The organism is Ruegeria sp. CDSC021 (assembly GCF_059610845.1).
In genome coordinates this window covers 529,018-551,349 of sequence record NZ_JBXWOK010000001.1, presented here as the reverse complement: position 1 = coordinate 551,349, position 22,332 = coordinate 529,018, and the positions used below count along the sequence as shown (strand labels likewise).

The 22,332-nt window shown below is 55.5% G+C and carries 22 protein-coding genes and 1 tRNA gene; 11 read left to right on the top strand and 12 right to left on the bottom strand.

The genetic code is table 11. From position 1 onward, the window contains the following. Positions 1-6: 6 nt before the first annotated feature. The 3 genes from AC2FGB_RS02745 to AC2FGB_RS02735 are packed head-to-tail and all read right to left on the bottom strand — an operon-like array spanning position 7 to position 2,076. The gene (locus AC2FGB_RS02745) at positions 7-531 is read right to left on the bottom strand and encodes a gamma carbonic anhydrase family protein (protein WP_281994609.1); all 525 of its coding nucleotides are present in this window, start codon (positions 529-531) and stop codon (positions 7-9) included. Continuing rightward, complete coding sequence (gene gmk / locus AC2FGB_RS02740) at positions 528-1,169, bottom strand: guanylate kinase (RefSeq protein ID WP_142633784.1); 642 nt, start codon at positions 1,167-1,169, stop codon at positions 528-530. The genes AC2FGB_RS02745 and gmk overlap by 4 nt, the downstream gene beginning before the upstream one ends. A gap of 16 nt (positions 1,170-1,185) precedes the next feature. Next, the gene (locus tag AC2FGB_RS02735) at positions 1,186-2,076 is read right to left on the bottom strand and encodes a YicC/YloC family endoribonuclease (protein ID WP_142633782.1); all 891 of its coding nucleotides are present in this window, start codon (positions 2,074-2,076) and stop codon (positions 1,186-1,188) included. A gap of 242 nt (positions 2,077-2,318) precedes the next feature. Here AC2FGB_RS02735 and AC2FGB_RS02730 point away from each other — a divergent pair, with 242 nt between their 5' ends. Then, positions 2,319-2,993: a PAS domain-containing protein gene (locus AC2FGB_RS02730; RefSeq protein ID WP_496693163.1), complete on the top strand. Its 675-nt coding sequence runs from the start codon at positions 2,319-2,321 to the stop codon at positions 2,991-2,993. Positions 2,994-3,066: 73 nt separating this feature from the next. On the opposite strand, the gene AC2FGB_RS02725 is transcribed toward AC2FGB_RS02730, so the two are convergent. Beyond that, positions 3,067-4,437 carry a class II 3-deoxy-7-phosphoheptulonate synthase gene (locus AC2FGB_RS02725; RefSeq protein ID WP_142633778.1) on the bottom strand — a complete coding sequence of 457 codons (1,371 nt, stop codon included), beginning with the start codon at positions 4,435-4,437 and terminating at the stop codon, positions 3,067-3,069. Positions 4,438-4,606: 169 nt separating this feature from the next. Here AC2FGB_RS02725 and AC2FGB_RS02720 point away from each other — a divergent pair, with 169 nt between their 5' ends. Next, complete coding sequence (locus AC2FGB_RS02720; RefSeq protein WP_142633776.1) at positions 4,607-5,611, top strand: GlxA family transcriptional regulator; 1,005 nt, start codon at positions 4,607-4,609, stop codon at positions 5,609-5,611. Here AC2FGB_RS02720 and AC2FGB_RS02715 read toward each other — a convergent pair. Beyond that, on the bottom strand, positions 5,608-6,705 hold the full coding sequence (locus AC2FGB_RS02715) for a PQQ-dependent sugar dehydrogenase (protein ID WP_496693162.1): 1,098 nt from the start codon (positions 6,703-6,705) through the stop codon (positions 5,608-5,610). The two genes, AC2FGB_RS02720 and AC2FGB_RS02715, sit on opposite strands and share 4 nt — an antisense overlap. 153 nt (positions 6,706-6,858) lie before the next feature. Between AC2FGB_RS02715 and AC2FGB_RS02710 the strand changes: the two genes are divergently transcribed. The 7 genes from AC2FGB_RS02710 (at position 6,859) to AC2FGB_RS02680 (ending at position 12,962) form a co-directional block, all read left to right on the top strand. After that, entirely contained in the window at positions 6,859-8,040 is a 1,182-nt protein-coding gene (locus AC2FGB_RS02710; protein WP_142633772.1) for an ABC transporter substrate-binding protein, read from the top strand. A 130-nt stretch (positions 8,041-8,170) separates the two neighbouring features. Beyond that, positions 8,171-8,959 (top strand): ABC transporter ATP-binding protein, encoded by a 789-nt coding sequence (locus AC2FGB_RS02705; RefSeq protein WP_496693161.1) that lies wholly within the window; start codon positions 8,171-8,173, stop codon positions 8,957-8,959. Further along, positions 8,956-9,786 (top strand): ABC transporter ATP-binding protein, encoded by an 831-nt coding sequence (locus AC2FGB_RS02700; RefSeq protein ID WP_142633769.1) that lies wholly within the window; start codon positions 8,956-8,958, stop codon positions 9,784-9,786. The genes AC2FGB_RS02705 and AC2FGB_RS02700 overlap by 4 nt, the downstream gene beginning before the upstream one ends. Positions 9,787-9,788: 2 nt before the next feature. Continuing rightward, a complete protein-coding gene (locus AC2FGB_RS02695; RefSeq protein ID WP_496693160.1) occupies positions 9,789-10,214 on the top strand; it encodes a hypothetical protein in 426 nt (141 codons plus the stop codon). After that, entirely contained in the window at positions 10,214-11,224 is a 1,011-nt protein-coding gene (locus tag AC2FGB_RS02690) for a branched-chain amino acid ABC transporter permease (protein ID WP_496693159.1), read from the top strand. Before AC2FGB_RS02695 ends, AC2FGB_RS02690 begins: the two co-directional genes overlap by 1 nt. Continuing rightward, the gene (locus AC2FGB_RS02685) at positions 11,221-12,534 is read left to right on the top strand and encodes a branched-chain amino acid ABC transporter permease (RefSeq protein WP_496693158.1); all 1,314 of its coding nucleotides are present in this window, start codon (positions 11,221-11,223) and stop codon (positions 12,532-12,534) included. Before AC2FGB_RS02690 ends, AC2FGB_RS02685 begins: the two co-directional genes overlap by 4 nt. 176 nt (positions 12,535-12,710) lie before the next feature. Continuing rightward, positions 12,711-12,962, top strand: coding sequence for a hypothetical protein (locus AC2FGB_RS02680; protein ID WP_142633761.1), 252 nt, complete (start codon positions 12,711-12,713; stop codon positions 12,960-12,962). Between the two features lie 36 nt (positions 12,963-12,998). Here AC2FGB_RS02680 and AC2FGB_RS02675 read toward each other — a convergent pair whose 3' ends face one another. Further along, complete coding sequence (locus AC2FGB_RS02675) at positions 12,999-14,540, bottom strand: helicase HerA-like domain-containing protein (protein WP_496693157.1); 1,542 nt, start codon at positions 14,538-14,540, stop codon at positions 12,999-13,001. A 433-nt stretch (positions 14,541-14,973) separates the two neighbouring features. Here AC2FGB_RS02675 and AC2FGB_RS02670 point away from each other — a divergent pair, with 433 nt between their 5' ends. Continuing rightward, entirely contained in the window at positions 14,974-15,591 is a 618-nt protein-coding gene (locus tag AC2FGB_RS02670; protein ID WP_496693156.1) for an invasion associated locus B family protein, read from the top strand. Between the two features lie 40 nt (positions 15,592-15,631). On the opposite strand, the gene AC2FGB_RS02665 is transcribed toward AC2FGB_RS02670, so the two are convergent. The 4 genes from AC2FGB_RS02665 to AC2FGB_RS02650 are packed head-to-tail and all read right to left on the bottom strand — an operon-like array spanning position 15,632 to position 19,806. After that, positions 15,632-16,840, bottom strand: coding sequence for a beta-ketoacyl-[acyl-carrier-protein] synthase family protein (locus tag AC2FGB_RS02665; protein WP_496693155.1), 1,209 nt, complete (start codon positions 16,838-16,840; stop codon positions 15,632-15,634). Positions 16,841-16,849: 9 nt separating this feature from the next. Then, on the bottom strand, positions 16,850-17,107 hold the full coding sequence (locus AC2FGB_RS02660) for an acyl carrier protein (protein ID WP_142633752.1): 258 nt from the start codon (positions 17,105-17,107) through the stop codon (positions 16,850-16,852). A gap of 32 nt (positions 17,108-17,139) precedes the next feature. After that, entirely contained in the window at positions 17,140-18,231 is a 1,092-nt protein-coding gene (lpxD, locus tag AC2FGB_RS02655; RefSeq protein WP_281994600.1) for a UDP-3-O-(3-hydroxymyristoyl)glucosamine N-acyltransferase, read from the bottom strand. A 36-nt stretch (positions 18,232-18,267) separates the two neighbouring features. Further along, positions 18,268-19,806 (bottom strand): L,D-transpeptidase family protein, encoded by a 1,539-nt coding sequence (locus tag AC2FGB_RS02650; protein ID WP_496693154.1) that lies wholly within the window; start codon positions 19,804-19,806, stop codon positions 18,268-18,270. 421 nt (positions 19,807-20,227) lie between these two features. Here AC2FGB_RS02650 and mepK point away from each other — a divergent pair, with 421 nt between their 5' ends. Then, on the top strand, positions 20,228-20,797 hold the full coding sequence (gene mepK / locus AC2FGB_RS02645; protein ID WP_142633747.1) for a peptidoglycan L,D-endopeptidase MepK: 570 nt from the start codon (positions 20,228-20,230) through the stop codon (positions 20,795-20,797). Between the two features lie 166 nt (positions 20,798-20,963). Here the strand turns inward: mepK and AC2FGB_RS02640 are convergent. After that, positions 20,964-21,040 (bottom strand) — tRNA-Arg (locus AC2FGB_RS02640). 66 nt (positions 21,041-21,106) lie between these two features. Then, complete coding sequence (locus AC2FGB_RS02635; RefSeq protein ID WP_281972083.1) at positions 21,107-22,327, bottom strand: cysteine desulfurase; 1,221 nt, start codon at positions 22,325-22,327, stop codon at positions 21,107-21,109. Positions 22,328-22,332 lie beyond the last annotated feature (5 nt).

Sequence of the window (22,332 nt, the reverse complement as noted above, 5' to 3'; positions counted from 1 at the left end):
TGGACGCTAGGATAGCTCTCGCATTGTATCGCGAAAATGACGCATGTTTTCTTGATAATGCAAGGCGCTGAAGGTCAGCTTCTGGGCGGTCGCAGCGTCGATCTCCCGCACCACTTTACCCGGTGAGCCCATGACCAGAGAGTTATCCGGTATCTCTTTTCCTTCGGTCACCAAAGCCCCTGCCCCGATCAGACAGTTTTTGCCGATCTTGGCACCGTTCAACACGATGGCCCCCATTCCGATCAGGGTATTATCCCCGATCGTACAGCCATGCAGCATGACCTTATGCCCAATCGTGCAGTTCTTCCCGATGCTCAGAGGATACCCCGCATCAATATGCATCACGCAGTTTTCCTGAACATTGCTGCCCTCACCAACCCGGATTTCTTCGTGATCAGCGCGGATCGTGCAGCCGAACCAGACCGAGGCCCCCTGCTCGAGCACGACTTTGCCGATCAGATTGGCGTCGGGGGCGACCCAAGTGTCCTCGTGGATTTCCGGTACATCAGAGCCAAGGGCATAGATGGTCATGACTGATCCTCGAATTCGTTTTGCAGCGTACGGACATGATCCTGAAGCTTGGGTTGCTGGATACGCCGCATTCGCTCGGCACTGACGATGGTTTTCAGCTTTTCTTCGGTCTCATCCAGATCGTCATTGACCAGCACATAGTCGTAATATCCCCAATGACTGATCTCATCCCAGCTTTTGAGCATCCGCTTGGAAATAACCTCTTCACTGTCCTGACCGCGGCTTTCCAGTCGGCGGCGCAATTCGGGGATCGACGGTGGCAGGATGAAAATCGACAGGGCGTGTTTGCCCAGATCCGAGTTCCTAATCTGCACCTCGCCCTGCCAGTCGACATCGAACAGAACGTCCTTGCCGTCATTGATGGACTCGCGAACTGGCCCAGCCGGAGAGCCGTAGAAATTGCCAAACACATGGGCATGTTCCAGCATCTGTCCCTCGGACACCTGCTGTCGAAAGGTATCTTCTGTCAGGAAATAATACTCACGCCCATGTTCTTCCCCAGGCCGGGGCGCGCGTGTTGTGGCCGAAACCGAGAACTCCAGATCCGTGTCCCATTGCATCAGACGCTTGGCCAACGTGGATTTCCCTGCGCCCGAAGGCGAGGACAGAATGATTAATAGGCCGCGTCGATCCGCCATCAGGGCGCTCCTGTCATTATTCTACGTTCTGCACTTGCTCGCGCATCTGATCTATTACCGCCTTCAACTCAAGCCCCACTGTTGTCAGATCAGCGCTTTGTGCCTTGGAACACAGCGTATTGGCCTCGCGGTTGAACTCTTGCATCAGGAAATCAAGCTTGCGCCCCACGGCGACATCCTGCGCAAACAGATCGCGCGCGGCTGTGACATGGGCTTTCAGCCGGTCAATTTCCTCGGTTATATCAGACTTGACCGCGATCAAGGCCAGTTCCTGTGCAACCCGGTCTGGATCGGCGCCCTGAGCGTTGTCCATCACGCGCTGCAGGTTTTCTCGGAGGTTTTCTGCGATCTTATCCCGACGCTCTTCAGCCAGCTGGGCGGCCTGTTCCGTAAGGGTTGAGACCTGCGTTAGCTGTCCGTCCAGCACATCGGCCAAGGCGCGGCCCTCGGATTCACGCATCTGAATAAAATCGCGCAGCAATGCGTCAAACGCAGCTATCAGATGTTTGACCAAAGGTTCGGGATCATCGGCATCCCCACCCGTTTCCAACATGCCTTTGACCGCAATCAGTTCGGCCGCTGTTGAGGGGGCCAGCACTATCCCCCGTTCTTCTGCCATCGTCTGCGTTCGTGCCATCGCATCAAGCGCGGCAGCCATCGCAACCGGGTTCAGCACCAAATCGGCGGTCGCTTCCTCGCGGCTCAGCTTGAGCGACAGCGTCACATTCCCCCGGCCCAGACCTTTGGACATCCGTGACCGCAGCGCAGCCTCAAGCCCCGTGAGCCATTCAGGCACCCGCAGACGCATATCCAGCCCTTTGCCATTTACGCTGCGCAGCTCCCAGGTCCAGCTGTGTGGACCATGTGTTCCCTTGCCCGAGGCAAATCCGGTCATGGATCTGATCATGCCTGTTTTCTCCGCTTTGCCCGCCTAATGTTCTTGTCCGCACCTAATGCCATCCTCGTGTGCAGGGCAAGAGTTTGCTGAGAATGACAGCGTAGGACAGAGGTTAACCATTCATTAAAGAATTACTCCAAAATTGACTCAACCCGTGCCAATCTCGTCTAGGCAAGTACCGACAAGGCACAAAAGCTCCCGGTATCTTGCATTTTATGAAAAGACGGTCGATTGCAGTTAGGGTGATGAAAATGAAGATCTTTTTCGGTAACGGTTCCGGGACTAAATTTGGAAAGATCGTCGCAATGGATCGTTTTGACAGTGGGCGCAGTCTATCGCCCATACAACAGGCCGAAGCGTACTGGACAGCCTTGCTGCCCGGCGATGGTGTTCCTATGCGATCTCAGATCGACCCGCGCGGGCTTGAGAATATCCTGCCTAACACCTTCATCCTTGAACGCATTGCACCCGGTCTGGCCCGGTTTCGTCTGGCCGGCAGTCACTTGAACACACTGGCGGGTATGGAGGTCCGGGGAATGCCGCTGACCGCTTTTTTCAAACCCAGCGCGCGAACTCAGGTTACGGAAATCCTTGAACAGGTTTTTGCCGGTCCTGCCATTGCTGAACTTGAATTGGCCTCGACCGGTGGGTTTGGGCGCACGGATCTTCAGGCGCGAATGATCCTTTTGCCGCTGAAAAGCGATTTGGGCGATGTCAGCCGTGTTCTTGGCGTCATGGTCAGTGACAGGGCGATTGGGGCAACCCCCCGGCGCTTTGATGTAAGCCATCATAAACTGCGTGCTGTGTCAGAAATACAGGCGCCTCAACAACCGGTTCAGCCTGTTGTCGAAGGATTTGCCGAAGAACAACAAGAGTTCAAACGTCCCGGATTTCACCTTCGATTGGTCGTATCACGGGATAAGTAACGAGTAACGCGTATTAAATGTAAAGAAGGCGGGCCTATTAGACCCGCCTTTTTAAAACCGTCTGACCAAGTGGTTAGGAGGCTGCGCGTTTGCCGCGGTTCCGGCGCAGATCTGTCAGTTCTTCCGCAACAAGGAAGGCCAGTTCCAACGACTGCGACGCGTTCAAACGTGGATCGCAGGCAGTGTGGTAACGGTCTGACAGATCTTCTTCTGTTACAGCGCGTACACCTCCAGTGCATTCGGTCACGTCTAGCCCGGTCATCTCAAAATGCACACCGCCGGGGATCGTGCCCTCGGCCTGATGCACACCAAAGAAGTCGCGAACTTCGCGCAGCACGGAATCAAAGGGCCGGGTCTTATAGCCGGTGGCCGATTTGATCGTATTGCCGTGCATAGGGTCACAGACCCAGGTCACCTTGGCGCCCTCTTCCTTGACGGCTTTGACCAGACGCGGCAGATGCTCTCCCGCCTTGCCTGCACCAAACCGCGCGATCAGGGTCAGACGCCCTTCTTCGTTTTCCGGGTTCAGTTTGGCCATCAGAACTTTGAGGTCTTCGGCAGATGTCGTCGGACCGCATTTCAGACCGATCGGGTTCAGAACGCCGGAACAGAATTCAACATGCGCGCCATCAGGCTGACGGGTGCGGTCGCCAATCCAGATCATGTGGCCGGACCCGGCCAACCAGTTGCCCGATGTAGAATCAAGACGGGTTAGCGCCTCTTCGTATTCAAGCAGCAGACCTTCGTGGCTGGTATAGAATTCAACCGACGAGAATTCATGCGTTGTGTCCGCGGTGATGCCCGCAGCCCCCATGAAATCAATCGAATCCTGAATTCGGTCAGCAATTTCAGAGTATTTCTGAACATCCTGGCCATCGGCAAAGCCGAGTGTCCACGAATGCACATGGCTCATATCGGCGAAACCACCGGTCGAAAAGGCGCGCAACAAGTTCAATGTTGCCGCTGCCTGCGTATAGGCTTGCAACATCTTGGACGGATTCGGAATCCGCGCCTCGGGCGTGAAATCCAGCTCGTTGATAATATCGCCGCGATAGCTGGGCAGCTCAATGCCATCCACCACCTCTGTCGGTGCGCTGCGCGGTTTGGCGAACTGTCCAGCCATACGGCCCACTTTGACCACCGGCACCTTTGCGCCATAGGTCAGAACCATGGCCATCTGCAGCATCACCTTAAAGGTGTCGCGGATCGCATCCGCGCTGAATTGTTCAAAGCTTTCAGCACAGTCGCCGCCCTGCAGCAGGAAAGCCTCACCCCGCCCCGCAGCACCAAGATGTTGCTTGAGCCGACGTGCCTCACCTGCAAACACCAGCGGCGGATACTGCGAAAGCTGAGCCTCGACTTTTGCCAGCGCGGCTGCGTCGGTATAGTCTGGCATCTGAACCCGGGGCTTGTTGCGCCAGTTCGTTTTTTGCCATTCGGTCATAGCTTTGATCTCCGCTGAAGTATTCAAGTCGCCTCTATACAAAAACGTTTGGTGAGAGGCCATATACGATTTGGACCTCTTGACGTCGCAAACAAGCTTTGATCATGGTGGCGGTCAAATCTGTCGCCGGACGTAGGGTCAAACGGCGCCGAATCAAGGACACCTCGCCATGCAAGAGCAACGCCAAGTTGTCACGGTGGAAACCACTGCGGCCAGCCCTCGTCATTTCGTGTTTGTCCTGTTGGACAAATTCTCGCTGCTGTGTTTTGCCTCTGCGCTGGATAGCCTGCGCATCGCAAACCGAATGGCCGACAAAGAGCTTTACAGTTGGAGTCTGTCTGGAGAAGGCGGCGAGACAATCAGATGTTCCGCAGGAACCGAGTTCAAACTGGACGCAGATCTAGCCGAGCTGCAGCGTGATGACGTCGTGCTGATCTGCGGCGGTGTCGATGTTCAAGCCGCTACCACCAAGAAAATTCTGAACTGGGTCCGCCGCGAAGCACGCCGGGGATTGCGCATTGGTGGGCTGTGTACGGCGGCTTATACCTTGGCCAAGGCCGGTTTACTGGATGGCAAGCGTGCGACAATTCACTGGGAAAACTCAGACAGTTTCACCGAAGAATTTGATGAGGTCGAACTGACCAAATCCGTATTCCAGATTGACGGAAACCGGATGACAACAGCCGGTGGTACTTCCTCTATCGACCTGATGCTGAAAATCATCGCCGAGGATTTTGGCGAAGATCTTGCGAACGCGGTGGCCGATCAGTTGATCTATTCCTCGATCCGTACTGATCAGGACACCCAGCGTCTGTCGACCCCGACACGGATTGGGGTGCGCCATCCCAAGCTGAGCCAGGTCATCCTGATGATGGAGAAGAACATCGAAGAGCCGATCTCGCCTTCGCTTCTGGCCAAAGAGGTCGGCATGTCCACGCGGCAGCTAGAGCGTCTGTTTCGCCGTTACCTCAGCCGATCGCCTAAACGCTATTATATGGAGCTGCGCCTGCATAAGGCCCGGAACCTGCTGATGCAGACCGACATGAGCGTGATCAACGTGGCGCTGGCATGCGGGTTTGCCTCGCCTAGCCATTTCTCGAAATGCTACCGGGCGCATTACAACACCACGCCCTATCGTGAGCGCGGTGCGCAAAGCGGGCGCTTGTCTGTTTAATCGCTGTGGGTCATGCGAAAGACAGCGCCCTGCCCGACGGAAATAAACCAGATTGATCCATCCGGTGCCTCGACAATGTCGCGGACGCGTTCCGTCTGAGGGCCCTTGATCTGCTCGACCTCAGTCAAAGGGATGCCTTCAAGCCGAGCGATATAGTCGAATTTGAGCGACCCGACGAATAGATCACCGTTCCATTCGGGCCAAAGCTTGCCTGAATAAATCAAAAGGCCGGATGGGGCGATGGAAGGGTCCCAGTAGAATTCAGGTTGCTCCATCCCCGGTTTCGCCGTCCCCTCGCCGATTGCCTGGCCGGAATAGTGCTTGCCATAGGAAATCACCGGCCAGCCATAGTTCCGCCCCGGCCGGATTAGGTTCACTTCATCTCCGCCCTTGGCTCCATGTTCCGATACCCATAGATGCCCCCGTGCATCCAGCCCTGCGCCTTGGGGATTCCGGTGGCCATAAGACCATATCTCAGGCTGAATTCCCTGTTGTCCGACAAATGGATTATCAGCCGGCACCGAGCCGTCCCGATTCACACGGATCACCGAGCCGTTGTGACTCGATTGATCCTGTGCGGTCGGGCGATCACCACGATCGCCGATAGTGACAAGTAATGTCCCGTCCTTTGCCTCGACAATACGAGAGCCAAAATGACGCCCAGAATCCCCACCATTTTCCGCTTCGAAAATCGTGCGCAGATCGGTCAGCTCTGATCCGTCTTCGGACAGGCGCGCAATCGCAAGTGCAGTGCCTGCCCCCTTTGGTTGAGGCTTGGAATAGGTCAGGAAAACCTCACGGCTTTGCGAAAAATCCCTGGCAACGGTTACGTCCAGCAAACCGCCCTGCCCCTTTGCAACCACATTGGGAGTGCCTTTGACGCGAACTATGTTTCCCTCCGACACGAACAGAAGATCACCGTCGCGCTCAGTTACCAGAAAGGACATGTCAGGCAGGATGCCGACTGCCCAGGGCGTATCGAGCCCCTTCACCATCGCCGTCACACGCGCCGATCCGGAGTTGGTAGTTAGCGATTCTGCCCCTGCCAACCCTGAAACAACAGAAAATATGAAGATCAAAGCTAGTCTAAACATCTCGTTCTCCTTACCGAAAACACCGCGCCGGGCACATCTGAACAACTAGAACTGTGCGCCACAAAAACACGTTTGCGTTAGGACTTTTCTTTTTCGAACAGCTTGCCTAGGGTCGTGCCCAGAACGAATACGTTCACAACTGGGAGTAACCATATGAAAAAGCTGCTTACAGCAACTGCAGCAACCGCCCTTCTTTCGGGCGCAGCTATGGCCGAAGACGTCACATTGGGTGTTCTGTTCGGCTTTACCGGACCGATTGAATCGCTGGCACCCGCTATGGGTTCAGGCGCCGAGATGGCGATGGCCGAAGTCACCGAATCCGGCAAACTGCTGGATGGCTCGACCGTCACCGCATCGCGCGCTGATACCGGCTGTATCGACAACGGCCTGTCCACCTCGAACGGTGAACGCATGATTGCCGACGGCGTTGCCGGCATCATTGGCGGTGACTGCTCTGGCGTGACCGGAGCGATCCTGCAGAATGTCGCGATCCCGAACGGGATGGTCATGATCTCGCCCTCGGCGACCTCGCCCGGCCTGTCGACCATGGAGGATAACGGCCTGTTCTTCCGCACCGCCCCTTCGGATGCGCGTGAAGGTCAAGTGATGGCAGATATCCTGAATGATCGCGGTATCACTTCAATCGCACTGACCTACACCAACAACGACTATGGCAAGGGTCTGGCAGACGCGATCCAGTCCTCGTTCGAGGCATCGGGCGGCGAAGTCACAATCGTGGCAGCGCATGAAGATGGCAAAGCGGACTACTCGGCCGAAGTTGGCGCGCTGGCCTCGGCCGGTGGCGACATTCTGGTTGTAGCCGGGTATCTCGATCAGGGCGGACTGGGCATCATTCAGTCAGCGCTGGACAGCGGTGCATTCGACACGTTCGGCTTGCCGGGCGGCATGATCGGTGACTCGCTGCCCGCAAATGTCGGTCCCGACCTGAACGGCTCGTTCGGTCAGATCGCCGGTTCAGGTGGTGAAGGTGCTGAAAAGTACTTTGCCATGGCCGAAGCCGCCGGTTTTGACGGATCGTCGCCCTATTCGCCTGAAAGCTATGACGCCGCAGCGCTGTTCATGCTGGCGATGCAGGCCGCTGGTTCGACCAACCCGGCCGACTACGGCAGCAAGATCCTAGATGTTGCCAACGCTCCAGGAGAGAAGATCTATCCGGGTGAGCTGGCCAAAGGTCTGGAACTGTTGGCCGCAGGTCAGGACATCGACTATGTCGGCGCGTCGGGCGTTGAGCTGATCGGCCCCGGCGAAAGCGCAGGTTCGTATCGCGAGATCGAAGTCACCGACGGCGAAAACAAGACCGTCAACTTCCGTTGATTTTGACCTAAGAAGACCTGAAAATAAGCAGCCCGGACCTTGTGTCCGGGCTGCTTCAGTGAAAAAAGACCGCACCTCTTCAATGAGGGTGTGAAAACAAGAACGCCGAAAACGGCGGCTAGGGGAAAAGATGATCGTCGTCGAGGACCTGCATAAGCATTTCGGCGGGTTTCATGCGGTGGATGGGGCATCGCTGGAAATCCAGAAGGGTTCGATCACCGGCCTGATTGGGCCGAACGGGGCCGGAAAGACAACTCTGTTCAACGTGATCGCGGGTGTGCTCCCGCCCACCTCTGGGCGCGTGTTCATGGATGGCGAGGACATAACCGGCTTGCCACCACACGATCTGTTTCACAAAGGTCTGCTGCGCACTTTTCAGATCGCGCATGAGTTCTCCTCGATGAGCTGTCGAGAGAACCTGATGATGGTGCCCGGAGCGCAATCCGGGGAATCGCTTTGGAACACCTGGTTCGGCCGCAAACGCATCGCTAATGAAGAGCGCGCGTTAAAGGCTAAGGCTGATGAGGTGTTGGAGTTTCTGACCATCGAACATCTGGCCGATCACAAGGCCGGTCAGGTCTCGGGCGGGCAGAAAAAGCTGCTGGAACTTGGCCGTACCATGATGGTCGACGCCAAGATCGTGTTTCTGGACGAGGTCGGCGCGGGTGTGAACCGCACTCTGCTGATGACCATCGCCGACACAATCCTGCGCCTGAACAAGGAACGCGGCTATACTTTCGTGGTTATCGAGCACGACATGGATTTCATCGGCAAAATCTGCGACCCGGTCATTTGTATGGCCGAGGGCAAGGTTCTGGCCCAGGGCACTCTGGACGAGATCAAAGCCAATGAGCATGTGATCGAAGCCTATCTGGGCACCGGCCTGAAGAACAAAGACAAGCTGGAGGCCGGGGCATGAGCGATAATCCTTATCAGGATGACCACGGCAACAAGGATGCCTCGATCACCAATACACACGGCATGGGCACAATGACGCCCGCACATCGCAAAAGCGGAAAGACGCACCGCGTCGAAGGTGGCCCATTCCTGATCGGCGACACCATGACCGGAGGCTACGGCAAGGGCCCGGATATCCTGCATGATTGCACGATTTCCGTCGATGCCGGTGAAATCGCTGTAATCGTTGGCCCCAACGGCGCCGGTAAATCCACTGCAATGAAGGCCGTGTTTGGGATGCTGGATGTCCGCGCGGGATCTGTGCGACTGGACGGAGAAGACATCACCAACCTGTCGCCCCAGGATCGGGTGATCAAGGGGATGGGCTTTGTTCCGCAGACCTCGAACATCTTCACTTCGATGACGGTCGAAGAAAACCTTGAGATGGGCGCGTTCATCCGTCGTGACGACTTTTCAGACACGATGGAACAGGTCTATGACCTCTTTCCCATTCTCCGTGACAAACGCAACCAAGCCGCCGGAGAGCTGTCGGGCGGTCAGCGCCAACAGGTTGCCGTGGGCCGCGCGCTGATGACCCAGCCCAAAGTGCTGATGTTGGACGAACCCACCGCCGGTGTTTCACCCATCGTGATGGATGAGCTGTTCGACCGGATTATCGAGGTTTCCCGCACCGGACTGCCGATCCTGATGGTGGAACAGAACGCCCGTCAGGCTTTGGAGATCGCGGACAAGGGATATGTGCTGGTTCAAGGGCGGAATGCCTATACCGGCACGGGCAAGGAACTGCTGGCCGATCCAGAGGTTCGTAAGAGTTTCTTGGGGGGGTGAGGATGAATAGATTTAGCTGTCTCGCCCCCTTTTTCGTCTGTCTTTTTGTAACCGTCGCTTCTGCTGAGAGCGCGATACTTCAATCAAAACAAACTGAATCAGAAAATGTGCTTCTTTGTAGGTTTGAGAATCAACGAAATGTGATGCTTTCTGAAACAGAGCACCAATTAATCTGGCACGAAAATGGCTTAGAATACCCAACTAGTGACTGGTCGCATATTCGGGTCACGCATGATCCAATACTTTCGGTATTCGCCTATGGCCCAGACATTGGCAGCCCAAGGCTCGACGTGTTTCAAGGCGTTTTTAATGCGGACAAACCCAACTATGAACTTGGAACTGCAATCTTAAGTGAAACATTGGTTGGACGCGACAAACTACTGACCAGGTCAGTTAAAGGTTTCTGCGAAGCAGGGAAACAAAACTAATGGACTTCCTCAACGCCCTTGTGGCGCTCTCCAACTTCGTCCTTGTTCCCGCAATCGCCTATGGCAGCCAGTTGGCGCTGGGCGCGTTGGGGGTGACGCTGATCTATGGCATCCTGCGGTTCTCGAATTTTGCCCATGGCGACACGATGGCCTTTGGTGCGATGATCGCGGTGCTGGTCACATGGGGTCTGCAGGCCGCCGGTGTCAGTTTCGGGCCGTTACCGACCGCTCTGCTGGCCCTGCCCTTTGCCATTCTCGGCTGTATCGTTCTGGTTCTGATCACGGATCGGCTGGTGTACAGGTTCTACCGGGAACAAAAGGCCAAGCCGGTCATTCTGGTGATCGTCTCGATGGGCGTGATGTTCATAATGAACGGGCTGGTGCGGTTCATAATCGGGCCGGATGATCAAAGGTTCTCGGACGGTGAGCGGTTCATCGTTTCGGCGCGGGAATTCAAGGCAATGACCGGGCTGCGTGAGGGGCTGGCGATCAAGACCTCTCAGGGCATCACCGTGGTTGTGGCCGTTGTCGCCGTGGCACTTTTGTTCTGGTTTTTGAACAAAACCCGCACCGGCAAGTCGATGCGCGCTTATTCGGATAACGAGGATCTGGCGCTGCTGTCCGGCATCAACCCTGAACGTGTGGTGATGATCACCTGGATCCTTGTCGCGGCGCTGGCGACAACTGCGGGTGTGCTTTACGGGTTGGACAAGAGCTTTAAGCCCTTTGTCTATTTCCAGCTTCTGCTGCCGATCTTCGCTTCGGCCATCGTCGGCGGCCTCGGCAACCCGTTGGGCGCTATCGCGGGCGGGTTCATCATCGCGTTTTCCGAGGTGACGATCACCTATGCGTGGAAAAAGGTGCTGACCTATATGGCACCGGAACATCTAGAGCCTTCGGGATTGGTCCAATTCCTGTCCACCGATTACAAATTCGCGGTCAGCTTTGTTATCTTGCTTATCGTGCTTCTGTTTAAGCCCACAGGTCTGTTTAAGGGGAAAGCAGTATGACCGAGACTGTCAAAAATACGCTGCTTTTCGTGGTTGTTGGCGGCCTGATCCTGTTGACCGGATTCACGCAAAGCTGGAATTCGGCGATCCTGATCCTGAACATGGGGCTGATCTCGGCCATCATGGCGCTTGGGGTGAACTTGCAATGGGGCTTTGCGGGCCTGTTTAACGTTGGTGTTATGGGCTTTGTTGCGCTGGGCGGGCTGGCAGTTGTGCTGGTCTCAACCCCGCCGACACCCGGCGCGTGGTCATCCGGAGGATACGGGATCGTCCTTGCGTTGCTGTTGGGGGCTGCAACCGTCGTTGCGGCGGTTCTGGTGGCAACAAAAATGCCTAGGGGCCGTGTACAGACGATTGCCATCGTCGCCATTCTGATCGCCGGGTTTTTCATTTACCGTGCGGTGTTTGACCCCAGCGTTGCTGGTGTCGAAGCCATTGACCCAGCCGTTGCGGGCAACCTTGGCGGGTTGAATCTGCCGGTTCTGCTGGCCTGGCCCGCGGGCGGCGTGCTGGCCGCCGGTGCCGCTTGGCTGATCGGCAAAACAGCCCTTGGCCTGCGCTCGGACTATCTGGCGATTGCGACGCTTGGGATTGCCGAAATCATCATCGCAATCATGAAAAACGAGGACTGGCTGGCCCGAGGTGTCAAGAATGTCTACGGCATCCCACGCCCCTCGCCCGTGGTCGGCTATGAGGTTGAGCTGCAGCAGGATCCATCCTTCATTGCCCGTGCCGATTGGTTTGGGCTGGACCCTGTCATCGCCTCGACCCTGTCGGTCAAGCTGGGCTATTCCCTGCTGTTCATGGTTGTTCTTCTGATCCTGCTGTGGATGTCCCAGATGGCGCTGCGCAGCCCCTGGGGCCGCATGATGCGCGCCATCCGTGACAACGAGGTTGCAGCCGAGGCGATGGGTAAAGATGTCACCCGCCGCCATTTGCAAATCTTCGTTCTGGGCTCTGCCATCTGCGGTATCGCGGGCGCAATGATGACAACGCTGGACGGGCAGTTGACGCCGGGTACCTACAACCCTCTGCGCTTTACATTTCTGGTCTGGGTCATGGTGATCGTGGGCGGATCGGGCAACAACTTTGGTGCGGTGCTGGGCGCGTTCCTCATCTGGTTCCTGTGGGTCCAGGTCGAACCGATTGGGTTGTGGCTTATGAACCTGATCACGTCCGGAATGCCCGATGGCAGTGCGCTCAAGACGCATCTGATCGACAGCGCGGCCCATATGCGACTGTTCACGATGGGGTTGATTCTGCTGATTGTTCTTAGATTCAGCCCAAGAGGGTTGATCCCCGAGAAATAGGGCCACAGAACCTCCAATATATGGAACCGCGTCAAGAAATTGGTGCGGTTTCTTGCTTTTGAGTGAGGAACTTACTAGAGCAACTCATCGGCCTGACAAGTTTCACAGTCGTGTTCACCAAATATTTGCCTTTGTGCAGACTACTACCATTTGCCCGCAGGGAATAGAAAACACCGATGAAAACCACTCTTACAAAGACACTCATTCTGCTGCCGGTTCTTGCCTCTTTGACCGCATGTATTCCGTCACCAAAAGATCTGGAAACCACTCCGGTCAAAGTCCAGACCCCCAAGGGCGTGGTAACATGCCAGCTCTACCGGCAGAACCGCGTGGACTGGGACCGGGCAATCGACTTTCCGGCAACAAAAATGTCCGTCCCCGAGGCTGATGCATATTGCAGACAAGAAGGCCAACGCCGCCTGAAGTGACCGTTGTGAGGCCGGGCAATTAGCCCGGCCCGCCATTCAACGATTACGAAATAACCCGCCCAGAATGCCTCGGACGATCCTGCGCCCGGTTGTTCCCTTAAGCTCTTTAATGACGGCATCGCTCATGGCGGTGGCAAAGGTGTCTTTCTTTCGCACGATCCGCGAAGAAGACCGCGTTACTTTGCTACCTGAGTATCGGCGAGCCGTGGCAAATTCGCGTTCTGCAATCGATTGAGACTCAAGCTGTTCTTCTGCCTCGGCTGCGGCCTGTGCTGCGGCATCAGTCCGCGCCTGGAGCATCTCAAAGGCTGATCTGCGATCTATGCGGGTTTCGTATTTGCCTTTCATCGGAGACGCATTCATTACCGTTTGCCGTTCGGCAGCGGTAATCGGCCCCAACTGTGACCCAGGGGGACGGATCAAAGTGCGTTCGACGATGCCCGGAACCCCTTTCTTTTGCAGCATGGATGTAACCGCCTCGCCCACGCCAACCTCACGGATGGCGGCCTCAGTATCAAAGGTTGGATTCTCGCGGTAGGTTTCAGCCGCAAGGCGAAGGTTTTTCCTGTCTCGGGCGGTGAAAGCTCGCAAAGCATGCTGTACCCGGTTACCCAACTGACCCAGAATGTCTTCTGGGATGTCTGCCGGGTTTTGCGAGATGAAATAGACCCCTACGCCCTTTGATCGGATAAGGCGGGCGACCTGCTCGACCTTGTCCACAAGCACTTTGGGCGCGTCTTCGAACAACAGATGCGCTTCGTCAAAGAAAAATACCAGCTTGGGTTTGTCCGGATCGCCGACTTCGGGCAACTCTTCAAACAGTTCGCTCAGCAGCCATAACAGGAACGTCGCATACAGACGAGGTGATCCCATCAGCTTGTCAGAGGCCAGGATGTTCACCATGCCATTCCCGTTGGCATCGGTGCGCATAAGATCGGCCAGTTCCAGGGCAGGTTCGCCAAACAGATTGGTGCCCCCTTGATTTTCAAGAACCAATAACCGTCGCTGGATGGCACCGATCGAGGCGGTTGAGACATTCCCATAGCGCAGCGAAAGATTTGCTCTGTTCTCTCCAATCCAGACCAACAGGGCTTGCAGATCTTTCATATCCAACAGGGGCATACCTTCTTCATCGGCAACCCGAAATGCAATGTTTACAATGCCTTCTTGTGCTTCGCTCAGGTCCATCAGCCTGGACAACAACAAAGGTCCCATCTCGGATACTGTGGTTCGAACCGGATGGCCTTGCTGACCGAACAGATCCCAGAAAGTGACCGGGCAAGCGGCATATTCGTAATCCGTGAATCCGATGGTTTCGGCACGCTTCTGAAATGCCCCATGTAGCTTGTGACTTTCACTGCCCGCCAACGCCAAACCAGACAGATCACCTTTGACGTCAGACAGAAACACCGGCACCCCGGCCTTGGAAAACCCCTCGGCCAGGATCTGAAGCGTCACGGTCTTGCCAGTACCGGTCGCACCGGCAATCAGGCCGTGGCGGTTGGCGTATTTCAACGACAACGTCTGCGGTTGGCTGTAATCTGCGCCACCACCGCCAAGAAATATGTTCTCACTCATATGCTTAAGGCCCTGTTTCCTACCGATCTCCGCCCAGCATACAAAGTTAACCTTTGGCTGCGATAGTTTTCTGGTTGTTCGTGTATGAGAATTGCGCGGTCAACAAACTTCCTCCCTGTCGACTGGCCGCGCGTTCACGCGCGGCCCTTTTTCCACCATAGCTTCATAATTAAATTTTCAGGTTAGCAGTTGACCACCGCGCCGCCCTCTCGTAACGTCTGCTCATAATTAAGTCGGCCGGTCCGACGGGGAGAAAAATTCATGAAAGGGAGCCGCTCCACCGGCTCCCTTTTATCTTGGCCACACGTGTTGCCCACGGGGCCTCAGGCGAGATTCCGATCACTTCTGTCTTTTTACGCTGCATAATGCCTGACACTGCGCGCCAGTGGTGCTAGACCCGGCGAAAAGCCACATCAACAATCACGAGGCAATCATGTTCAGGACACCGATAAAGCTTGTTGCGGCAGCTTTTCTTTTTAACGGCGCCGCCCTGGCGCAAGAGACCACCGACACGACAGAACCTGCCACCGAATCCCCTACGACCGAGCAGGTGGACAATGGTCTCGACCTGGGGCAGCCGGTCGATGAAACCGTCAAGGTCGGACAGCGCTATGACAAAGAAAAATTCGGCGACTGGAGCCTGAACTGTTTGAAGATGAACGCGGGCAAAGATCTGTGTTCGCTGCTGCAGGTCATAAATGGCCCGCAAGATGTGCCTATGGCTGAGTTTTCCATGTTCCGCCTACCCGAAGGCGGTTCGGCCGTAGCCGGAGCAAATATCTTGGTTCCGCTTGAAACCCTGTTGCAAGCGCAGCTGACCCTCTCAATCGACGGAGCGCCTGCCAAACGCTACAACTATTCGTTTTGTAACCCTGTTGGCTGTGTTGCCCAAATCGGCCTGACCCAGGGGGATATCGACGCAATGAAGCAGGGCAGCAAGGCGACTTTGACCATCGTTCCAGCGCCCGCGCCGGATCAGGTGATCGAACTTGACCTATCTTTGTCCGGGTTTACTGCAGGTTACGACATTGTTGATGTCGCAGCCAACTGAAGACTACATTTCGAGAAAGCCGTTTAACCCAGCGGCTTTCTCAAACCCGCTTCAAGGCAAGTACTGCGTTCAGACCTCCGAAAGCGAAAGCGTTGCTTAGCGCAACCTCGACTTTCGCTTCGCGTGCCTCGTTGGGCACAACGTCCAAAGCACATTCCGGATCAGGTTCTTCGTAGCCAATCGTCGGTGCAATCACCCCATCTCGCAGGGCCATGATACAGGCCAAAAGCTCTACCGCGCCGGTTCCGCCAATCAAGTGACCATGCATCGACTTGGTGGATGAGATCAAAAGTTCGTCCGCATGCGGGCCGAAAACGCCAGCTACAGCGGCACATTCCGTTTTGTCATTGGCCGCAGTACCTGTGCCATGGGCGTTGATATAACCCACCTGATTGGCATTCAGGCCAGCATCAGACAACGCCCCTGACATCGCACGGGCAGCGCCCTGCTTGCTGGGCATCACAATGTCTGATGCATCCGAGGTCATCGCGAAACCAACAACTTCGCACAAAATTTCTGCCCCACGCGCCTTCGCGTGCTCGTATTCCTCGAACACGAAGATGCCCGCTCCCTCTCCTTGCACCATACCGTTTCGGTTGGCGCTAAAAGGACGACAGGCATCCTTGGACATCACCCGGAGCCCTTCCCAGGCCTTGACGCCACCAAAGCACAACATGGATTCTGAGCCGCCGGTGATCATCGCAGGGGCCGCCCCGCTGCGCACCATCTGAAAGGCTTGCGCCATCGCATGGTTCGATGAGGCACAAGCAGTCGATACGGTAAAGCTGGGACCTTTGAGGTTATGTTCCATCGATACGTGGCTTGCCGCCGCGTTATTCATAAGTTTAGGTACAACAAATGGATGGACCCTGTTCTTCCCGTCCTCATAGACTGAACGGTAATTGTCGTCCCAGGTCGAAACGCCACCACCTGCTGTTCCCAGAACCACGCCAGATCGTGCGGCCAACTCACCGTGGAATTCGATCCCGGACTGATCTATGGCCTCTTTGGCCGCGGTCAGGGTAAACTGTGTAAACCTGTCATACAGAGTCATCTGTTGGCGGTTGAACCGACCCTCGGCTTCGAACCCCCGGACCTGCCCACCGATCTTGATCGCCAGCCTGTCGACGTCTCGAAATTCAAGTTCCGAAATGCCACAACGGCCTTCCCGCATCGCCTCAAGCGTATCTGGAACTGAATGACCAAGCGAATTGATCGTGCCTGCCCCGGTTATTACTACCCGTTTCATTTGCTTGGGTCAGACCTTTTCTGCCACAAGCTTTTCGATCCCAGCAATGATCGCGGCGACATTTGAGATGTCAAAGTCACTGGCCGTTGGTTCATTGGCATTGAACGGAACGGTAATGTCGAACTCTTCTTCTATGGCAAAGATACTCTCGACCAGCCCCAAGCTGTCGATCCCCAGATCTTCGAGCGTACTTTCGGGCGTCACATCCGAAGGCTCCAACACGGCTTGTTCGGCAATGATGGCAATGACGCGGTCGGTGATGCTCATATCGATCCTCTGATTATCACGTTGAATGTGATTTAATCGCTCGGAGGCTGTTTGGAAACAGCCTTTTTCAACGCCTCCACGTCACGAAGCATCCGCGGCAATCTGCGCTGCGCCTTATAGACATCAGTAAAGGTTTCCATCTTCACAGCCGGGTAGCCCATCAACACACGACCGGCAGGTACGTTTGACAGGATTTTGGTACCACCGCCGACAATCACACCGTCGCCAACGAAAATATTGTCCGAGACGCCTGACTGCCCACCCAGAACCACGTTATTGCCAAGCTCAACCGAACCGGAAATACCAGACTGACCACACAGCAGACAGTCATTACCAACGCGCGTGTTGTGGCCGATATGGACCTGATTATCCAGTTTTGTGCCATTCCCGATGCGAGTATTACGAATGGTCCCGTTGTCGATCGTGCAATTCGCACCGATCTCGACATCGTCGCCAATTTCCACAGAACCAAGCGAATGAATGCGCAGCCAGCTTTGCGCGCTGGCGTCTCCTGCATCCCCCAAGGTCTTGCGCGCGTTCTCTACCCCCGATACTTCGGGCGTAACAAAACTGAACCCGTCGCTACCGATCCTTGCCCCTGGTTGCGCGATAAAACGATCCCCGATCTGCACACGGGCACCAATGCTGACCATTTCGCGCAGAACCGCGTCTTCGCCCAACACAGCATCCATGCCGATGACGCATTGCGGTCCGATATTCGCCCCTCTGCCGACACGGGCCCGTGCACCAATGACTGCCAGAGGGCCGATTGAGACCCCATCTGCCACATCCGCAGTTGGGTCGATGACTGCCGAAGGGTGAACCCCGGACCCAAAGCCCTGCCCTTTATCCAGCATGGAGGTGATCCCGGCCATCGCCATGCGCGGTCGTCGAACGAATATTGCTGCCTTAAGCCCCAACGCCTGCCAGTCAGCACCTTCCCAAAGGATGGCGACCTGCGCCGAACCCGATCCCAGATCCTCGGCATATTTTGGCGACATCGCCATCGCCAGATCAGTGGCAGTTGCATCCGACGGTTCAGCAGCAGCATGTACGACCAGGCTGGCATCGCCCTGGAACTCAGCGTCAAGGGCATCTGCGATTTGTTGAACTGTATATTTCATGTGGGGCTTCCCGGAACTAGGACCTGCCCCCGGTGATTACCCCTGAACGTCCGGCAGGACCACCCCTGCTTTCTGCAGAGCATTCCAGATTTTCTGATCACGGCCATAGACGTCGCGACGGTACTGTACCTCACCTTTCGGGCCAATAAAGGCAGTGCGGTAAATCAAGTGGACAGGAACATGCTGCTCAAGCTTCACAGTGGTCTCTTTTCCTGTCGCGAGAATCCGATGGAAAAATGCCTTTGGGTTTTCTTCTTGCTTCGCCAACAGTGCGTAAGCGAATTCGAAAGGCTGCGCCAATCTGATACAACCATGCGAGAAGGCACGGGATTCCCGAGCGAACAGACTTTTCTGCGGTGTATCATGCAGATAAATGTTGTGCTTGTTGGGGAACATGAACTTCACCAGCCCCAGGGCATTGCTTTTGCTGGGCGGTTGGCGCATCGCAAATGGAAAGTTGCTTGCGGTGAACTGGGTGAAATCTACTGCCCCGCGATTGACCTGGCGACCACTGCGATCGGTAATCTGAATATGCCCAACGGCATTTGGGTTGGACTGCAGCTGCGGCAGGTATTCCTTGGTAATGATCGAGCGTGGGACATACCAGCTGGGGTTAATGACCATATGCTCCATCTTGTCCGAAAACTCAGGGCTGCGACGATCATGGGTGTTCTTGCCGATCACAGCGCGGGTTTCAAAGGTAATAAAGCCGTCATCAACAATCTTGGCTGAGAAATCAGCCTGATTGACCAGAATGTGGCGTTCACCGCGCTCGCGCGGCAACCAGCGCTCACGCTCCAGCGCGACATAGACGGCCTTCAGACGATCCGAAGCAGTGCGGTTCAGCTCAGTAATTGTGCCCGGACCCGCGACGCCATCTGCGGCAAGACCATGTGCGATCTGAAACCGCTGAACGCCTGCCAGCAAGGCATCGTCAAAAACAGGGCTGGCTGTTGGGTTCATAAAACCCATTTCAACCAGTCGGTTACGCATCGCTATAACGGCGGGTCCCGTATCTCCCAGTTCGAGCTTAGCCTGCGGAACAGTAGTTCCCCAACCGCCTTGGCGAACCAATTCTTCCAGCGCAAGTTTCTGCTTCATCAAAGCCCGATACTGGGTCGAGCTTGGCGCCAACTGATCGAAATAGGCTGCATCCTCCGAGGTCGTCAGTCCACGCAGATGCCCTGCTGTCGAGGTCGGCTCGACCTTCCTGACCAATCCATCGTCTATATCGGATGGTCGTAAAAGGCCTGTCCTCATGTCTTGTGCATAGGCCGCAAAAACGCGCGTCAGCTCGACCTCAATCGCCCCAAGCTCACGCGCTGATTTTGCTGATTGAAGCCGGTCAACCAAGCCCTGCGCATCATAGGCGTTCGCGGGTAGCCCGTGTAATTCGACCGCAGAAAGCCCCTCAATCAACCGTTGACGACGTTCAGCATGTGCAGCCGTGTCGCCAATCCAAACAGGCACGAATCCTCTTTCACGGTAGAAATCGGCAATCTCAGACCCGGAAGGTGCAAATTCGGCAACCGCCATCTGGAATGCGGTGTCAGGCTTGGCCTCAGTGTTCGCCATCGCCGAAGTCGTTAGAAAACATGCGGCCAAAGCAATACCGGTGCTTGCACGAAGAACAGAGAACATTTGGAGCCCTTGAATTTTCAATATAATACGCCGTTTCAGGCAATGCCGAACAATTATGGTTTTGCTTGAAACCCATTGTCTATTCACAAATGCATCAATTTCGTGCTTATACCCAAGCGTGATGCTTGTTTGCATCGGACAGATTTCCGCGACGGCCTAAGACGTTGGATCTTTGCCATTTTGCACCACCTGCGCAAAAAACTGCCGAAAATTCCCCCTTGAAAAGATGAATTTGAAAGACTTCTTGGCCGCCCTTCACGACTGTGTCATAAATCCCTCATCTGGGATGGGAATAAATTAATACAGCGCGCGTAACATCGTGTGCAGGCAGGAACAGTACGGGACGAAACACAAAATGACGACGAGCAGTTCCTCGGGTTTGACCCGGCGTGCTTTATTGGGCGCATTCGCAGCTACAGCAGTTGTAGCAACTCCAACCTACTCCAATGCAGCAGGATTCCTTCGTGGCGGTGGTGATATTCGCCGTATTCGCATGTATTCCGGACGCACTGGCGAGCGGATCGATATGATCTATTGGGTTGACGGTAAATACATCAAAGACGCGGTCAAAGAAGTGAACCACTTCATGCGCGATTGGCGCACCGACCAGGCCAAGGATATGGACCTCCGCACGATCGACATCATGGCGGCGTCGCATAATCTGTTGGATGTCAACGAACCCTATATGCTGCTGTCGGGCTATCGCTCGCCGCAGACCAACGCGATGCTGCGGTCACGGTCGCGCCGTGTTGCCAAGAATTCGTTGCACATGAAAGGCCAGGCAGCCGACCTCCGCCTGTCATCTCGTTCGGTCTCGCAAATGGCCAAAGCGGCGATGTCTTGCCGTGCTGGTGGTGTTGGCAAATACCACCGCTCGAACTTCGTGCATATGGATTGCGGTGTGGTAAGAAGCTGGGGCGGTTGATCCGCCCCGCCTGTCGTCAAGAGAACTTTGTCGGTCACCTAACCGTTTGAATGAGCAGATTTATCTGCCATTGTGGAGGTGCCTATTCTACTCAGGCAGCCTCATAAACCCTGCGCAAACCGGCTGTCGCAGGTGATTTTCAATACGAGCCCAAATATTCAAGAAATGGCGCACCTGAGAGGATTCGAACCTCTGGCCTCTGCCTTCGGAGGGCAGCGCTCTATCCAGCTGAGCTACAGGTGCCTGAGCCGTTAGCTAACCTTGTTCCGGTCCGGGTGCAACTGAAAATCGACCCGGATCAAACAGGTTTCACGCGAACAGATCATGCGCAAGTTCAAGCGCTTCGATCAGGGTATCGACCTCATCTTTCGAGTTATAGAGACCAAAACTGGCGCGGCATGTCGCGGTGACTCCGAGGAAATCCATCAATGGTCCAGCACAATGGTGCCCGGCCCGAACAGCGACGCCCTTTTTATCCAAAATCGTCGAAATGTCATGTGCGTGGCCTGCACCGTCCAAAGTGAAGCTAAAGATCGCCGCTTTGTCCGGCCGTGTCCCCTGAAGCTGAATCCAGTTCAGCCCTGCAAACCTCTGCATCGCATAGTCTCGGATCTCGGCCTCATGAGCAGCAACGTTGTCCATCCCCAAATCCATCAGATAGTCCAGAGCGACGCCCAGTCCGATGGTTTGCACGATACCAGGAGTTCCCGCCTCGAATTTCATCGGTGGATCATTGTAGATCACCTGATCCTTGCTGACCTCTTTGATCATGTCACCGCCACCGATAAACGGGCGCATTTCGGCCATTCGGTCAGATTTGATGTAAATCGCTCCCGATCCTGATGGGCCATAAAGCTTATGCCCGGTGATGGCGTAGAAATCGCAGCCGATATCCTGGACATCGACCGGCATATGCACGGCGCCTTGACTGCCATCCACCAGCACCGGGACGCCTTTGGCATGGGCGCCTTCGGTGATTGCTTTGACATCCACAACCGTGCCCAACACGTTCGAACAATGGGTCACCGCGACCAGCTTGGTTTTTGGACCGATGGCATCAATGACAGCTTGCGGATCAAGCCCACCATCCGCATCCACATCCACCCATTTCAACACCACTCCCTGACGCTCGCGCAGGAAATGCCAGGGTACGATGTTTGCATGATGCTCCATCACACTCAGGACGATCTCGTCCCCGGCCTGAAGACGCGGCATCGCCCAGCCATAGGCGACCAGATTGATGCCTTCAGTCGTGCCCGAGTTCAGAACAATTTCATCTTCATCCGTTACGCCCAGAAATCGGGCAATAGTTCCACGAACGGATTCGTATTTCTCGGTCGCCAGATTGGACAGATAGTGCAGCCCGCGATGCACATTTGCATATTCTTCGGTATAAGCCCGCGTCACAGCGTCAATGACAACCTGTGGCTTCTGAGCTGATGCTCCATTGTCCAGATAGGTCAGCGGCTTGCCGTTTACCTCTCGGGACAGGATCGGAAAGTCAGCGCGAATTTTCTGCAGATCGAACATCGTAT